The following is a 15,782-nucleotide window of genomic DNA, read 5'->3' on the forward strand; positions in this document are numbered from 1 at the left end:
AGGGACATTCACACGGGCACGGCTCTGAAGATCTTGGGCTTGAGCGGGCTGATTTGGCTGGCCTTTCAGCCAAAGAGATCAGACGACACGGACGAACCATGAGGTCGTAAGCGATCTGCCGCGCGATGCTGGTAGCACGAGGGACGGGCCGTGATCAGATCATCGCGTCAGATGTGAGCGCCTTGTCGGTTTGCCTTGGCGTTCTCGTCTTCCAGCGCCTTCAGCCGCCGGGCCTCAGACACATCCATGCCGCCGAACTTGGCCTTCCACTTGTAGAAGGTCGGCGAGCTCAGTCCGTGCTTCCTGCACAGATCCGTCACCGGAACACCGGCCTCCTGCTCGCGCAGGATCCCGATGATCTGCTCTTCCGTAAACCGTGATCGCTTCATTCTGTCCGTCCTTTCGAGGGGCGGACTCTAGCTATTCCTGGAGGAGTTTCAGGGGGTCACGTCAGCGCGCATCTCGCTGTACTGAGGATGTGGCTAACCGGCGAGATTTCGATGTCGTCGGCCAAACTTGCAGATGGCCTCGTTCAAAGCACTTGGGCGACTACCAGCCTCCCAATGTCTCGTCATCCAGGGTTGATATAAACGCGACCGACTTCGAGGTGGTGCCTGTCACCCGCCCAAGTCAGCGTCGGTGGACCACAGCAGCCTTTGCTATCGATTGTCCGGTTGGCGATCGAAGCGCTCATCAGCTACCAATTGCCAGCAGTCTTCAAATGGGCGGAACACCAGCTTGCCGTCGGGAAGACTCACAATCTGATGGGGAGTGCCGTCAGGAAGCAGCGCATTGCCCAGATCATCCCCGCCCTCAGTTCCTCCATCGTAGCGCACACGGGTCCAGCTGACGGCGAAGACCTCTCCCTGACTCTCGTCGAATTCGAGCAGAAGATACTCGTCCTCGCTTGCCTCAGTGACAGAGGCGGCAGGTCTCCAATAGACGTCCTCAACGCGGATTGGGAAGCTGCGGAAGGCGTCCCCCGGCGTCTCGCTACGCTCAGGCGGACGACCGTCTGTCCAGTAGCGTGTCACCACGACGGTTGGTGCGGTGAAGACCTGCCTGACGGTGTCCGCTCGCACGAAGAAATCGAAGAAGCTCTTGAAATCGCCAGCTCGGCAGGCGGCGGCCGCGCGATCGAGGGCCAAAGGGTCATCGCTCGGGCTGACCGCGTACGAACCATCTGTCTGTCCCTGCCTCACTCCTCTGGAGATCGACTCGGTCGAGGTCTCGGCGGCCGCGGTAGTCGCACCGCTCGCGTCGCTCGCTGCTGCGTCAGGGTCCGTGCAGCCAACGGCCAGAACCGCGCAGACCGCGACGAGGGCGGCAGCGGGCAAGGGGGGAAGGTGGGTAGGGTTGATCATAGGGGACTGTCTCCAAGTGAACGACGACGCCGCGAGCGAGCCAGAGCACGCAGCACCAGGATCGACAGCACTCCGGCGGCGGCCGCCCAATACAAACCGGAGGCGACCAGAACCGACGACCACGAGCGGCAGGCAGTTACGCGGAGGCTCGCTGTGCCGTTGGCTTCCTTGCCTTTGGGCATGACATACGGGTTTACGGTTCCCGGCACGCAGTCGGCCAACCGGAAGTCGCCCGATCCTTCGGCCGTAGCGCTAAGTATAGGCGCAGGCACGCCGACTGCCGACGACGGCCAACCGCGCAGGTCGGTCGTGGCCAGCAGACCTGACACCGCGAGGGTGAATCCCGCCGCCGCGATTAGCAGAGGTCGCGCCATTCTCGCCAACGCCGAGTCACGCCGTTGGCCGTGCGAGGCCTCACGCATGTCGGGTCTATGGGACAGCCGTTCTCGCAACTGCCTGCCGCACTATGACGTGGCCGGCAGGAGTGCCGATCTGATTTCCGCAATCCTGGACCGACTAACCCGCACGGGGCCGCATGCACGCATCATCAATCGCCAGTTTCCGCCTTCGCGATTCAGGCCCTCGGCGTGCTGAAGATTGGCGATAGCCGACCGATGAACTCTCATGAATGTGGAGGGCAGTTCAGCCTCAAGATGGTCCAGTCGCCCCGAATGAAGCAGGCGACGGCCGTCAAGTAAGACCACCTCCACGTAATCATCCGCACCCCGGATGACGACAATGTCCGGAACCGCAACGATCGTCACGCGCCGCCCCGCTGTCACCGCCAGACGATCCGGCGGGGAGGCGGCTCTGGCGAAGGCCTGCTCACGAGACAGATCGTCTCGCGCAACACGGGTGACCTGCAGCATGAGCATTGGAACCAGCAGGGACGCGATCAACAGCAGATGAAAGAGCTCAGCGAAAAAGGCCAGCGAAACGACGGCGAGAGTGAGCGCGGAGCCGAGGTAAAGCCAAATACCGGCCGATGGTTGCCGCCGCGGTCCAAGTGCCCAGGCTGCGATTGCAACGACCACGGCCACTCCCAGGGTTCCCAGGATCTTGAGATCGAAACTCGTGAAACCAGCCACCAACGCTGCGGCGATCGCTGCGCCCCACATTAGTCGGTGCCGGATCGGGGGTCTCAGCCCGAGGGTGCAATAGATGACCAGGAGGACGCTGAACGTCGCCGTGAGCAACCAGAGCCCGACCAGCCGCCAGAGATGAAATGGATAAGCGTAGTGGACCAGAAACGGCAGGACCTCCAGCGCGGCGAGCATGGCCGAGGATGCGGCCATCCCCGTCAGTAAAAGGCTCGACCGCGTTCTCCTCAGACGGTGAATCACACCGAACCCGAACGTCGATGCCAGCAGAATCCCGAACAGAGACAGATTGACGGCGATCTGACTTCTCATCAGGGCGTCCCGAGCCGGCACGATTTTGATGGCGCTCATGGGTTGGGCAAGACGGGCCCCACCGTGGAAGGACGAGAGCCTGACGGTGATCTCAATGCCTTCGCGGCCCGCGGCTTGTCGCGGCAACGGATATTCAACTTCGTAGCGACCCGGTATCTCGGACCTGGCGCTGTCTCCGGGGCGACCGTTAGCGCCCAGAAACACGCCGCCCAACCACGCTTCGGACGATGCCGTCCCAGCAATACGGAGTGCATCACCCTGATCGATTGAAGACGCTGGAACGCGCGCCGTGACCCAGATCTCGCGCCCCTGAGGATCAATCCGTCCCTTCATTGATTGGCAGTTGGAGAGCTCCGGACCCGATGGGCCTAAGCGTCCCTCGCAGACTTTCCAGTCATACGTCTGAGCGACGGCCGGTGCCGACAGCAGCCCAAGCACCAGAAGGACAATGAGGATGGAGAGTCTCATCTCACCAAGCTAGCGCGCCGGTGAGTTGGGCGCGACGCCGTTCGCCGAGCCGGGATGCCATTGGCCGAATGGCATGTGATCATCGTTCGCCAGACCGCTCTGATAGCGATGTCACACCTCCTGAACGGGGGTGGTGCTCTCCCTTCGGTTCGGCTTCTGGAAAATTATCATCGTGCTCGGTGCTTATCTCGCTCTCCTGTCGGGTCTCATTGGCGGAAGCGATCCGCAAACAGTCCCGGATGGCTCTCGCCTTATCGTCGGCGATTCCTGTTACGCCATCGAACTGAATGGCGAGGTCATGGGGGCTACCCGTCAGGTCGTGCGGGAGGTCGAGCATGAAGGTCGGCCCGCCTGGCGCATCGAGATCCACCAGCGTCTGCCGGCCATGCAATTTGATGTGCGAGACACCTTCGTTGTCGATCGCCGGGACCTCAGCGCGATCCGCTACGAGAGCGACCGCGCGGCCAGCGCCCATGCGCCCGCCCAGAGCATACGCATCTCTTACGGCCCAGACCGGCTCGAGGGCTCGAAAGTGGAGGGCGATGTGCTCACGCCGATCGAGGCGCAGCTCGGTGATCCCGTACTCGACGGAAACCTCTGGGGCCTCACATTCAGCGGGCTCGAACTCTACGACGGCGCGCATCATTCCCTGTCGTTCTGGCACTACGACAAGGGCTTTGGCCAGTTCTCTGTCGCAGTCGTTGGCGACCGTGCGATCGAGACCCCCAACGGCCCGGTCGACGCCTGGGTTCTGGAGGCCGGTGACGGGAGCGGCCGGACGACGACCTACCTGATCGCGAAAGATGACCACGCCGAGCTCGGCTATTCCGCCGGTCCTTTCAGGCAGACGCTCGGTGGTGATTGCACCGGGTTTTCCGCTCTCGAGGGAGGACAGTCGTGAGCTCTGAAAGTCTGGCTTCTGGCGCGGCGGCCGCGAAACGGTTCCCGCAGGTCTTCTACGCCCGAGTGCTCCAGCTGGCTTTGGGGCTCGTCGCCGCCGTGATGCTTTGGCCGTCAGGTCCCGCTCATGCACAGGGCACGTTTCAATGTTCCGGCGGACCGAACGAACAGCAGGTGGGCGTGACCATGCAGGGGCCCGTCACAGTGCCCCTCTGCGTGAGCCGTCCCGCGGCACGAACAGGATCGGCGGAGGGAGGCTCGGATAGCAGTGCAGGCGGCTTCGACCCCTTAGGGGGCGTCTACCTCGAAGGCCGGCTCCCAGAGCCGCCTCGCGGCTGGCGGCCAACCTATGGCGGCTTCATGAGTTTCGTCGTCTCCCAGGATGAGAACGGCGACAATCCGGTCCACGACATGGTGCTGACGGTGGGTCACGCAACGCCCCAGGAAGCCGCCGCGACGGCCACGGCGCTGTGCATGGAGCGCGCGCTCTTTCCTGAGCCGAGCGCGTCGTGTCACCCCCAGATCATCGATCATCCCTATTTCGTGGTCTATCAGCGGGACACGGAGGACGGTCGCTACCAGATGTCCCAGTTCGCCGGTGACCCGCGACGCTGGACTGACCATTTCGTGCGCCGCGACTCGGGCCGCGTCGAAACGTGCCCGGAGTACGACGCCCCAACCTATCCGCGGCCCTGCTTCCGGTTGGTCGTGTTCGACCGGAACGGGATCTGGCCCCGGTGACCGAAGGCGTTGAAGAGTGCACGGTATCCAGCCGGCGCGCATTCATTCTGGGGTCTTTGGGCGCTCTCGCGCTTGGTCCAGCGCTCGCCCGCCCGGTCCTTAAACGAACTTACGCATTTGCCGACGGGACCGGGGGCACGCTCAGCCACCCCTTCGAGTTCTGGCGAAGGAGCCAGATTTTTCTGACGGGATCCTTCAACGGTCACTCCGTCGAAATGCTGCTCGACAGCGGGGCGGAACATAGTATCGTCGACAGCTCGCTCGCGGCAGAAGTCGGCTTGAGCGTGGACGGGGCGCTGAACGTTGAAGGCCTGAGTGGAACGGCCGCCGGGCACGGCATGTCATTCCGCAATGCGGTGATCGATCTCGACGGCCTGGTCCTGACCACCAACTGGATCGCCATACTGGACCTCTCACCCTTCGCCGGGCCGATGGGGAGACCCGTGCGCATGATCCTGGGGCGTGACCTGTTCGACCAGCTCATGGTGGACCTCGACTTCGACCACGAACAGATCACCTTTCACGATCCGCGTCGGGTGCCGTCGCCGTCAGACATGCGAGGTCTTCGGATCAGTCGATCAGACAGCCTTCCCAACATCCCGCTCCGTGTCGACGGCAGCCGGCACATCCTCGCTGGGTTCGACCTCGGGTCTGACGACGCCTTGTCGCTTTCCGCCGACTTCGTTTCCGGTCACCGTAGTCTGCGTCGCCGTCAGACGGCGACAGCGCAGTTCTTGGGTGTCGAAGGCTGGTCGACCACCCGCATGCTCACTGTCGGAGACGTGAACCTGGCTGGCGAGACGTTCCAGGACTTCCCCGCCGATGTGCCGCACAGCTGGATTAGAAGGCGGCCGAATGAGCCGCAGGCCAATCTGGGCATAGAGCTCATTCGGCAGTTTCGCGTCACAACCGATTTCACCAGGGGCAGGCTCTGGCTTCGTCGGCGCTCTGTGACGGAACCCTTCTGGCGCGACCAAACCGGGTTCATGGCAGCGTCGCGGGGTGACCATCGAGAGGTCGTGATGGTCGTCCCCGGCGGACCGGCGGAACGGGCGGGCCTGAAGCTCGGCGATCGCATAATCGCCATCGACGGCAGACCCACGGGGTCAGATTCTACGTCCCCGGAACCCGTCACGAATGTTCCGGAAGGCACGCCGGTCCGCCTGACTCTTGAGGGTGGCGCCGAGCGGGTCATTGTCCAGGTCTTTTACTATTGAGCTGAACGGCGAACCGCCCTCAATGCCGGTGTCGAGGGAAGACGCCTCGCGCAACGATGACTTTTGCCTCCTTCCCAAAGCCCGATAAGAGCCCACCATGACAACGAACGGCGATGCGCAATTCTGGGACAGGAGCTCCCGCAAATACGCTCGAGAACCCATCGCCGACATGGCGGGCTATGAGCGCAGTATGAGACGCACTCTGGAACTCCTCAGACCATCGAACCGAGTGCTCGAACTGGGATGCGGGACCGGCAGCTCCGCCCTCCTGCTCGCAAACAGCGTGCAGAGCTACCTGGCGACCGACATCTCACCGGGGATGATCGAAATCGCGCGTGAGAAGCTGGCAACATCTCCCGTTGGGTCGTTGAGCTTCCGCGTTTCGTCGGCCGAAGATGTGTCGCTTGATGCCAGCCAGTATGATGCGGTTCTCGGTTTCAACTACCTGCATCTGGTGAGGGACCTGCCGGGCACTCTGAGCCGCGTGCACCGCCTCCTCAAGCCGGGCGGCCTGTTCATGTCAAAGACGCCGTGCCTCGGCGATATGACCCCCTTACTTGGCAAGGTGCTGTTGCCGGCCATGCGGGCGATCGGCAAGGCGCCGCACGTCAACGTGCTGAAGCAAGTCGACTTGGTCCAAGGACTTGAGTCCGCAATGTTCGACGTCCTTCTGGTAGAGGACCACTCGACACGAGGGAAAATGAAGCGGCCATACATCGTGGCCCTGAAGCCGGATCACCCCCTGAGTCGGGCCGCCTGACCGACATAGACGGTCTGCCACGCAACGCGATCTGAAGGCGGCATCGCACGGACTAGTTCGCTGAGATCCGCGTAGGCGGCCGCTCCACTCGGAACACCACGACGCCGTCGAGCACCTCGGACCATGCTGCGGTCACCGGGGCAGCGGATGGGCCGAACATGCTGGCCGGCGCCTCGTCGAGGCTCTCGAGATCGGACCTGCCGAGATAGATGCTGTCGGCAGTCGACGTCGCCAGTGCAGCAGCTTCCAGTGAGCCTACCGTTGCCTTTGGTCGCTCGCGAATCTGAGTGCCCTCCATGTAGCTGCCAGCAGCCGCGGTGAAGCCAAGAAAGAAGGCGGAATCCCCGTAGGCGTCGTCGACGTAAGATCCGAAGTTTTTGATCGTTGCGAACGTCGGATATGCTCTGGCGTCACGAGACAAATGTAGCGACGCCCCCCAGACGATCACCTTGGCATCAGGGCCAAATCGGTTGGCGACCAACCAGCGAAAATTCGACCACATCGCTTGGCTCCGGCCATCCAGGTACTGCGACCTGTCGGCTCCCTGCCTCGCAAGGTAGCTGCCGATATTGATCAGAAGCCGCTCACGAGTTCGGCGGTCGATGCCCTCCGGCGCAGCGTCCACGGCTCTGCGCATCTCCGCGAGACATGCGAAAAGTGTCGTCTTCTCGGGCGACGGGGACGTCAGCTGCCCATAAATCAGGCGACGCAGAACATCTGAGCATTCGGCGGCTCGATCCGACGGCAGTAGTGCAGCCAGCTCAGCGGGCATGTCACCGATCGAATAAAACGCCCCGGCACTCCCTAGTTGGTCGTCGATGCCGCCGAGCCTGATGCGACCGGCGACCACCGCCTGGTGCAGAAACGTCGTCAGCGATTGCATTTCGTCATTGCGGTTCCACAGCCCTCCGACCGCCGAAGACACCATGGCGCGCGTGACCGGCTGACCCTTGGTCAGTCGTCGGTCGATCTCGAGAAAGTCGTAGCTACTCGCCTCGAAAACGACGGCGTCAAACCGACAATGCTCGACCAGGCGTTGGACCAGCTCTGACTTAAACGCGAGCGATCGCCCGTCCCCGTGGTTGGCGCCCTCCCCGATAAGCACAACATCCCGCGAGCAGAGGTCCTTCATCGCCGCTGACATCGCGTCGTCGGACAGCGGGGTTGGTCGCTGAATCAGCTCCGAGGGGATACAGCCCGCAATGACGAGGCAGCTCACCAGCGTGAAGAACAACCGGTGTCTCATGGTCGATGCTCACCAAGGCTGCCGTTCAGCACAGGACCTGCTCCTCAGCTCGATCAGAACATCAAAAGCGGCGGAAAGCCGGTGGCGGGAGAGTGAGAGTCTCATCCAACCCGTCTTCCCCGTTGAAGAAGGACAAGAGGCGCGATTGCACCCCGGGATGCGCTTCAAGCACATTGTGACCGGCGTTCTCGACACGCAAGCGCCGCGCCCGGGTGAACTGGCTCGCCACGTCTTCCTGCTCCTCAAGGGGAGTCCGGCCGTCGAGGTTACCTGAAATCAGCAGGGCGGGGTGCTCAATGGAGATTGGAGCTCGGAACGAGTCGCCCAGATCGACACCGAGCACTGCCCCGGCGATGTGGGGCATGGGGAAGTTCAGTGCATCGCCGAGGACGCTCGTGGGGGCCTCTTGCTCGACCTGTCGGAGACGTGCGGCGGATATCCCGGACGCAAGGTCCATGGCTTCCGTCATGCCGGAAACCCTGAGCCAAGCTCCGGCATCGCGCATGAAGTAGGTGAGTACCTCTGGCTGTCCACTGTCCAACGCGGCGTAGAGTGCCGGGAGAAGACTCAAGGTGTCTGGATTGGCGACGAGTCCGCCGGCCAGGAGCTGCACCACGAAACCCCCGACACGAACGGGCGCCGGGGACCCACCCACAGGCAAGGTGAGGTCGACCGGGTTTTCCTCCAGACGGGCATGCACACGACGCATCAATGCAGGCAAGCTGGGGACGGTTGAACGAAGCTCGGGATCAGAAGCCACGAGGGCGTCGACGCGCTCGAAATAGGCGTCAAGTCGCGACGGCAGCTTTACCGTTTGATCCTGGCCTTCGAGGCTCGCAAGCGCGACACGACCCACGTGACGGCCGTGGCGCTTGAGCACGGAAAGGGCCAGATGCGTGCCATAGCTGATGCCCCAGACGTCGATCTTCTCAGCCCCCAGATGCCGGCGCAACGCGTCGACATCGTCGGCACTCTGTTCCGTATCGTATCCAGCCAGAAGGACGCCTTGATCATTCCACTCGGACCATGCCCTCTGAATCTCCTCGCGCATGTAAGCGGTCATCCCTTCGCGGGTCAGCGGAGGAAACGGAGCAGGGGACCGTGAGAGCTCTGGCAGATGTCGCGAAAGCCCCGTGCCACGCTGGTCGAACGCGATGACGTCGGCGACGTCTCGCAATGCCATGAAGATCGGAAATCTGGGTCCCGCCGCTGCCGCAGTCGCGGACCCACCGGGTCCGCCTGCCAGATAGACAATCGGCGCCCCGGGATTGCTGGAGGTCGAGCGAAAGCGCACATAGCCAAGACGGATCTTGCGTGATCGAGGATCGCGGCGGTCCTCAGGGACCTCGAAAAAGCTGCGCTCGGCCTGGACTTGTTGTCCCTGCGGCCCCTCGAATGTGAAGGTCTTCTCAAGGTTCAGAAGGCCAGACGAGCGGCCAGATGGACCGCAGGCGGCCACGGCAAGGCCAGCTCCGGTGATGAATGTGCGGCGGTGGAGGGCTGAGATGTTCATGACCGCTGCAGTGGAGGCCCCCGGCTGCCACGTCACCGCTGTTTCGGTGAAATCGGTCCGGACATCGGCGAACGTGATCCCGCGCTGCGGATTTGCGCTCTAAAGTCCCCGCATGCTTCGCTTTGTCCTGTTCATTCTCTGGATTTTCCTCCTTCCCCAATCCGCTCGCGCGGAGGCTCCGGCGTGGGAGATGTGTGCAGGACAATTGGCAGCACATGGCCCCGTCTTGTCCGACTGTCGGCATCTCGATGGTCCAGTCGACCCCCAAGGCCGCCAGATATGGATCAGAACCGTTGTGGCGGACCCGCCGTCTCCCGGCGGCGCTGTTCTGCGCGTGGTCGGCGTCGCCTCGTCGGAGGCATGGCTGAACGACGTTCGTCTTGGGTCAAACGGCACGCCCGGCTTTGGCCCAGGCACCGAACAGCCCGGCCGCTACGAGGTCGCTTTCAGCATTCCCGAAAGAGCGTGGCAGCCGACGAATAATGTGGTGGTTATGCGACTGTCGTCGTTCCACGGTGGTGTGCGCCTCGCGGCACCGATGGGGCAAATCGCCATAGGGGCCTTGCAACCGAGCCAGCTCAGCGCGCCGACTGCGCTCACACTGACCCTGGGTGGCGCACTGATCGCTGCAGCCTTCGGCTTTGGCGTGGTTCACGGATTGCGTCGCACAGTATCGAGCCTGCTGTTGGCGGGCATGGCAGGGACAGCCGCGGCCCAGGTGCTGTCAGTCTAACGCTAACTTGTCTCCACTTAGGGCCAGCGTAAGCCGCTGATGGAGATGAGGATTATGAAACCGCTATCGTTCAAGCGCCACCGCTTCCCTGCGGAGGTGATCCGTCACGCGGTGTGGCTGTATTTCCGCTTCAGTCTGAGCCTTCGCGACGTGGAAGAGATGCTGGCCCGGCGCGGCATCGAGGTCAGCTACGAGACGATCCGATGCTGGACCATCAAGTTCGGACCGCTCATCGCCAGGCGACTGAAGAAGCGCCGGCCAGCGCCGTCGCCGCGCTGGCATCTCGACGAAATGGTGTGCTGGATCGGCGGCAGGCGGATGTATCTGTGGCGCGCGGTCGACGATGAAGGCGAGGTTCTGGATCTCTTGGTGCAGCGTCGGCGAGACAATGAGGCTGCGCTTAAATTGCTCGGTCGGCTCCTGCGAAATCATTCTGTGGAGCCGGAATCCATCGTGACCGATGGCCTGGCGTCATATGGATCGGCGCTTCGGGAGCTCGGGTTGGAGCGAGTGCATCGACCCGGCCCGCTCCGGGAGAACAATCGGGTCGAGAATTCTCATTTGCCGATCCGACGACGAGAACGGCAACAGCAGGGCTTCAAATCCCAAGTGTCAGCCCAGAAATTCCTCACCACCCACGCCGCGATCTACAACACCTTCAATCTCCAGCGGCATCTGATCAGCCGATCCACGCTTCGCCGCTTCCGCGCGGAGGCGGATGCCGCTTGGGCGGCGGCTACGGCATGAGCCGAGCGGGGTAGGGGGTTTCTGAGCTCGGGCTACTTAACCTGACAGCACCGCGACGGCGGGGTCTTCAGATACTGCACGACATGCGGCTCGATGCCGACGTGGCGGATCAGCTCGAGCGCGTTGCGCGACGTCCCGCAGGCGGGGTTGTGATAGATGACGATGTCCACGGGATCCTTAGGGGCAACAGGGCGCGAGTTCAGCCAGCAGGGGTTCGCACAGGTCCGCCCTGCCCCCGCAGCAGTCCTTGAGCAGGAAGAGGACCAGGTCGCGAAGCCGATCCAGGTCGGCCCGGTAGATGATCGACCGGCTGCGCCGCTCCGACCTGATCAACCCCGCGCGCGTCAGGACGCCGAGATGGGACGACAGGGTGTTGGCCGGGATCACCAGATGGTTGGAGATGTCACCGGCCGGCAGACCATCGGGTTCGTGACGCACGAGGAGGCGAAACGCCTCCAGCCGCGTCGATTGCGCCAAGGCGGCGAGAGCGAGAATCGAAACTTCGGTTTCCATATTTCCAAATTAGTCGAAATATGGAAATGTTCAAGCCCGCTCGTCTGCGGGTGCGGCAGTTCAGGCATCGGTGACGACCTGATCTTTGACGACTGCCGCCTAAAAGATCGCAGAGTAGCGACAGCCGAGTTTAAGGGTCGCTGGGCTATACTCTCCGTCGAGACCATGGACTTTGGCCACGAGGTCGACAGTTGGCCGATTTCGCACGTCTGTCGGTCCGGACGCGGTGCGCTGATCTCGCGATCAGGCGGCGGGAGCCGCCGACGCTCCCTTCTGGGCGAGCCAGGCGTCGATCAGGGTGATTTCGCGCTCCTGCGCCGTGATCACCTCCTGGGCTAGGTTCCGCGCTTGGGCGTCCTTGCCTTGCGCGAGCTCCACACGGGCCATCGAGACGGCGGCGACGTGGTGACCTCGCATCTGCTTCATGAAGTCGATGTCCGCGTCCTCGGTGAAGGCGGGCATCGCCTCCATCATCGTGTTCATCGAGGCGTTGTAGCCTTGGGTGGCGACGGAGTCGCCGGGCGCAGGCGCAGCCATGCCGCCCTCCATTCCGCCATGGGCGTCCGCCGCTGCGGGGGCCTCAGGCGCGGCTACGGCGGGCTCTTCGGCTTGCGGGGAACAGGCCGTAGCCACGGCGCAGGCGGCGAGGACGAGGCTGATGCGTTTCATGACGGCTCCTTGGGATCCCGACGTTAGCGACCAGGAGGGCCCATTCGTTCCGCCAACTCTACCGTCCGGCCCGCGCCAAGAGCTCGATCAGCTCGCCGGCCTTTGCCTTGCGCTCCTCGGGATCGTCGCCGGTCATAGCGCCCATGACGCAGTGGTCGAGGTGATCCCGTAGCACTTCGGTCTCCACGCGATGGAGCGCGGCTCGAACGGCCTGAAGTTGGGTCAGCAAGTCGACGCAATACCGGTCATCTTCAACCATGCGGGAGATTCCCCGCACCTGGCCTTCGATCCGGCTGAGCCTGTTGAGGACTTTGGGTTTCGTGTCGGTTTGCATGGGGCCTGTTCTCCTGAGCACCCCCATATACCCCAGACGGGTATCTTGCGATATACCCCGCATGGGTATATGTTAGCTCTTCGGTCAGCCGGAGAGAGCGACATGTCCACGCATCCTCACGATCATGCCTCGGGTCACGCCTGCTGCGGGGCGAAGGCCTCGGATGGCGCGGCAACGGTCAAGGATCCCGTCTGCGGCATGTCGGTCGATCCGACGGCCACCGCTCACCGAGCCAGTCATGACGGTCAGGACTATTTCTTCTGCTCGGCGGGGTGCCGGACCAAATTCATCGGCGATCCGATGCGTTACCTGAACCCTCCCGTGGAGGCCGAGCCGGCCGTTCCCGGCGCCATCTACACCTGCCCGATGCACCCCGAGATCCGGCAGGAAGGCCCAGGCTCCTGCCCGATCTGCGGCATGGCGCTTGAGCCGGAGACGGTCACGGCGGAGGCCCCGCCCAACCACGAGCTGATCGACTTCACCAGACGCTTCTGGGTCGGTCTGGTCCTGACCCTGCCGGTCTTCGCCCTGGAAATGGGCGGACACCTGGCCAATCTCCACATGTTCATCCCGGGCCAGATGTCGAACTGGATCCAGTTCGCTTTGGCGACCCCCGTGGTTCTCTGGTGCGGCTGGCCCTTCTTCGAGCGCGGCTGGACATCGCTGCGCACCCGGCGGCTGAATATGTTCACCCTGATCGCCATGGGGGTCGGCGTGGCATGGCTTTACAGCGTCGTGGCCGTCGTCGCGCCAACCCTGTTCCCGCCCGCCTTCCTGAAGGCCGACGGCAGTGCGCCGGTGTATTTCGAGGCGGCGGCGGTCATCACCGTGCTGGTCCTCGTCGGGCAGATTCTGGAACTGCGCGCCCGCGAACAGACGTCGGGCGCGATCCGCGCCCTGCTGGACCTCACGCCCAAGACCGCGCGCCGAATCCGGGCGGACGGCATCGATGAAGATGTCTCGCTTGACCAGATCGCCGTCAGCGACCGCCTGCGGGTAAGGCCCGGAGAGAAGATCCCGGTCGATGGCGAACTCCTGGAGGGTCGGGTCGCTGTCGACGAATCCATGGTGACCGGCGAGTCCATGCCGGTGACCAAGGATGTCGGCGACCGCGTCGTGGCCGGCGCGCTCAACAAGACCGGATCCTTCATCATGCGCGCCGACAAGGTGGGCGCCGACACCCTGCTGGCGCAGATCGTCCAGATGGTGGCCCAAGCCCAGCGCAGTCGCGCCCCGATCCAGCGGCTGGCCGATACGGTCTCCGGATGGTTCGTTCCCACGGTGATCGCGATCGCCCTGCTCGCCGCCGTCGTCTGGGGCCTGGTCGGTCCCGAGCCCCGTTTGTCCTACGCCCTGGTCGCCGCCGTTTCGGTGCTCATCATCGCCTGTCCCTGTGCGTTGGGTCTGGCGACGCCGATCTCGATCATGGTCGGGGTGGGACGTGGCGCCCACGCCGGCGTCCTGATCAAGAACGCCGAGGCGCTCGAACGCTTCGAGAAGGTCGACACTCTCGTTCTGGACAAGACCGGCACCCTGACGGAGGGCCGTCCGTCGGTGACGGCGATCCTGCCCGCCCTCGGCTTCGTGGAAACGGACATCCTGCGTCTTTCGGCCAGCCTCGAGCGGGGCAGCGAACATCCGTTGGCCGACGCAATCGTCCGGGCAGCCAAGGACCGGGACATCCCCCTTACCGAGGCCGCGGACTTCGACAGCCCGGTCGGTCGCGGCGTTCGCGGGACGATTGAGGGCCGCCAGGTCGCCCTGGGCAACACCCGTTTTCTCGGCGAGCTTTCGATCGACGTCTCCGCGCTGGAGCCGAAGGCGGAGGCCCTTCGCCACGACGGCGCCACCGCCATATTCGTGGCGATCGACGGAAAGGCGGCCGGGGTCATCGGCATCGCCGATCCCATCAAGGCCACCACGCCGGCTGCGATCCTCGCGCTGAAAGCGGCCGGTCTGCGGCTGGTGATGATGACCGGGGACAACCGGACGACGGCCGAAGCGGTCGCGCGGCGCCTCGGCATCGACGAAGTCCAGGCGGAGGTTTTGCCGCAGGATAAGGCGTCTGTGGTTCAACAGCTTCGTTCGCAGGGTCGGATCGTCGCCATGGCGGGGGATGGCGTCAACGATGCCCCTGCCCTCGCCGCAGCCGATGTCGGCGTCGCCATGGGGGCGGGTTCGGACGTCGCCATCGAAAGCGCCGGCGTCACCCTGCTGGGCGGAGATCTGCAAGGCATCGTGCGCGCACGGCGTCTGTCCCGCGCGGTGATGGGCAACATCCGCCAAAACCTCGTTTTCGCCTTCGGCTACAACGCCCTTGGCATCCCCGTGGCGGCTGGCCTGCTTTATCCCGTCTTCGGCTGGCTTCTCTCGCCTGCCCTTGCGGCGCTCGCAATGGCGCTCTCCTCGGTCAGCGTCATCGGCAATGCGCTGAGACTGCGCGCGGTGAGGCTTTAGCCAGGATAGGCAATCAACAGTCCGCCCACCCACCCAAGGGAGGAACCGGCTGTGACGGGCCGGATTGATTCAGACGCTGACCGCAGTCTCCAGGCTTTCGCAGCGGCAGGCGAAGACGAACTGAAATTTCTGAAGAGGATACGGACGATGTCTCATCAACAGATGGACCACGGCGGGCAAGGCAACGCTCGTGGACTCGGCCCTTATCGGAGCCTGTACCTCGAGTTGGCGCTCGATTTCGTCATCATGTACCTGGTCATGTACACGATGATCGCCACGCTCGGTCACTTCTATCTCAATTTGAACAACGTCTACATGACCCTGATGATGGTCGCGCCGATGGCGGTCCTCATGCTCGTCTTCATGCGGTCCATGTACCCGTCGCGCAAAACGAACCTGGTCATTGGAGCGGTCGCCGTCGTGATCTTCGTCGGCAGCTTCGTCGGCATGCGCACCCAGGCGTTCGTTGGCGACGACGAATTCCTGCGATCGATGATCCCGCACCATTCCGGGGCTGTGTTGATGTGCGAGCAAGCCTCCCTGACCGATCCGGAGATCATCGCCCTGTGCGACGGCATCGTGCGTGGTCAACAGGAGGAGATCGCCCAGATGCAGGCGCTCCTCGAGAAGCGTCGCCGCTGACCCCGGCGTGCGGGGGAAGGCCTCAGCCGCCCCCCGCTTCCTCTTCATGAGGGACGCGGTCGTGTG

General features: G+C 63.5%; 15 protein-coding genes and 2 pseudogenes. 8 read left to right on the forward strand and 9 right to left on the reverse strand.

Annotated features, from left to right (window positions below):
- Positions 1 to 194: 194 nt before the first annotated feature.
- The 3 genes and pseudogenes from Q0581_RS06695 to Q0581_RS06705 form a co-directional block, all read right to left on the reverse strand.
- Positions 195 to 389: pseudogene (locus Q0581_RS06695) on the reverse strand (transposase); the annotation flags it as partial.
- 270 nt (positions 390 to 659) lie between these two features.
- On the reverse strand, positions 660 to 1,364 hold the full coding sequence (locus Q0581_RS06700) for a hypothetical protein (RefSeq protein ID WP_298698802.1): 705 nt from the start codon (positions 1,362 to 1,364) through the stop codon (positions 660 to 662).
- A gap of 464 nt (positions 1,365 to 1,828) precedes the next feature.
- On the reverse strand, positions 1,829 to 3,244 hold the full coding sequence (locus Q0581_RS06705) for a LytTR family DNA-binding domain-containing protein (protein WP_298698804.1): 1,416 nt from the start codon (positions 3,242 to 3,244) through the stop codon (positions 1,829 to 1,831).
- Positions 3,245 to 3,377: 133 nt separating this feature from the next.
- Between Q0581_RS06705 and Q0581_RS06710 the strand changes: the two genes are divergently transcribed.
- From Q0581_RS06710 to Q0581_RS06725, 4 genes are all read left to right on the forward strand, one after another.
- Positions 3,378 to 4,145, forward strand: a complete 768-nt coding sequence (locus Q0581_RS06710) for a hypothetical protein (RefSeq protein ID WP_298698806.1) — start codon at positions 3,378 to 3,380, stop codon at positions 4,143 to 4,145.
- Positions 4,146 to 4,504: 359 nt separating this feature from the next.
- Entirely contained in the window at positions 4,505 to 4,885 is a 381-nt protein-coding gene (locus Q0581_RS06715; RefSeq protein ID WP_226637943.1) for a hypothetical protein, read from the forward strand.
- Positions 4,882 to 6,102, forward strand: a complete 1,221-nt coding sequence (locus Q0581_RS06720; protein ID WP_298698810.1) for an aspartyl protease family protein — start codon at positions 4,882 to 4,884, stop codon at positions 6,100 to 6,102. Before Q0581_RS06715 ends, Q0581_RS06720 begins: the two co-directional genes overlap by 4 nt.
- Before the next feature lie 190 nt (positions 6,103 to 6,292).
- Positions 6,293 to 6,862 carry a class I SAM-dependent methyltransferase gene (locus tag Q0581_RS06725; RefSeq protein WP_298698811.1) on the forward strand — a complete coding sequence of 190 codons (570 nt, stop codon included), beginning with the start codon at positions 6,293 to 6,295 and terminating at the stop codon, positions 6,860 to 6,862.
- A gap of 52 nt (positions 6,863 to 6,914) precedes the next feature.
- Here Q0581_RS06725 and Q0581_RS06730 read toward each other — a convergent pair whose 3' ends face one another.
- Positions 6,915 to 8,096: an erythromycin esterase family protein gene (locus Q0581_RS06730; RefSeq protein ID WP_298698812.1), complete on the reverse strand. Its 1,182-nt coding sequence runs from the start codon at positions 8,094 to 8,096 to the stop codon at positions 6,915 to 6,917.
- Positions 8,097 to 8,169: 73 nt separating this feature from the next.
- Positions 8,170 to 9,621 carry an alpha/beta fold hydrolase gene (locus Q0581_RS06735; RefSeq protein ID WP_298698814.1) on the reverse strand — a complete coding sequence of 484 codons (1,452 nt, stop codon included), beginning with the start codon at positions 9,619 to 9,621 and terminating at the stop codon, positions 8,170 to 8,172.
- A 112-nt stretch (positions 9,622 to 9,733) separates the two neighbouring features.
- Between Q0581_RS06735 and Q0581_RS06740 the strand changes: the two genes are divergently transcribed.
- Together Q0581_RS06740 and Q0581_RS06745 are read left to right on the forward strand one after the other, a co-directional pair.
- On the forward strand, positions 9,734 to 10,354 hold the full coding sequence (locus tag Q0581_RS06740; protein WP_298698816.1) for a hypothetical protein: 621 nt from the start codon (positions 9,734 to 9,736) through the stop codon (positions 10,352 to 10,354).
- A 54-nt stretch (positions 10,355 to 10,408) separates the two neighbouring features.
- On the forward strand, positions 10,409 to 11,101 hold the full coding sequence (locus tag Q0581_RS06745; RefSeq protein ID WP_298698818.1) for an IS6 family transposase: 693 nt from the start codon (positions 10,409 to 10,411) through the stop codon (positions 11,099 to 11,101).
- 50 nt (positions 11,102 to 11,151) lie between these two features.
- Here Q0581_RS06745 and Q0581_RS06750 read toward each other — a convergent pair.
- The 4 genes and pseudogenes from Q0581_RS06750 to Q0581_RS06765 all read right to left on the reverse strand — a co-directional run.
- Positions 11,152 to 11,271, reverse strand: a pseudogene (locus tag Q0581_RS06750) (arsenate reductase); the annotation flags it as partial.
- Positions 11,272 to 11,278: 7 nt separating this feature from the next.
- The gene (locus Q0581_RS06755) at positions 11,279 to 11,614 is read right to left on the reverse strand and encodes a metalloregulator ArsR/SmtB family transcription factor (protein WP_135196041.1); all 336 of its coding nucleotides are present in this window, start codon (positions 11,612 to 11,614) and stop codon (positions 11,279 to 11,281) included.
- Between the two features lie 243 nt (positions 11,615 to 11,857).
- Positions 11,858 to 12,283: a DUF305 domain-containing protein gene (locus tag Q0581_RS06760; RefSeq protein ID WP_298698821.1), complete on the reverse strand. Its 426-nt coding sequence runs from the start codon at positions 12,281 to 12,283 to the stop codon at positions 11,858 to 11,860.
- A 58-nt stretch (positions 12,284 to 12,341) separates the two neighbouring features.
- Positions 12,342 to 12,617, reverse strand: coding sequence for a metal-sensitive transcriptional regulator (locus Q0581_RS06765; RefSeq protein WP_298698823.1), 276 nt, complete (start codon positions 12,615 to 12,617; stop codon positions 12,342 to 12,344).
- A gap of 102 nt (positions 12,618 to 12,719) precedes the next feature.
- Between Q0581_RS06765 and Q0581_RS06770 the strand changes: the two genes are divergently transcribed.
- Positions 12,720 to 15,074, forward strand: coding sequence for a heavy metal translocating P-type ATPase (locus tag Q0581_RS06770; protein WP_298698825.1), 2,355 nt, complete (start codon positions 12,720 to 12,722; stop codon positions 15,072 to 15,074).
- 147 nt (positions 15,075 to 15,221) lie between these two features.
- A complete protein-coding gene (locus Q0581_RS06775; protein ID WP_230974793.1) occupies positions 15,222 to 15,716 on the forward strand; it encodes a DUF305 domain-containing protein in 495 nt (164 codons plus the stop codon).
- The last annotated feature ends 66 nt before the right edge of the window (positions 15,717 to 15,782 follow it).

It is taken from the genome of uncultured Brevundimonas sp., assembly GCF_937863155.1.
GTDB lineage: Bacteria > Pseudomonadota > Alphaproteobacteria > Caulobacterales > Caulobacteraceae > Brevundimonas.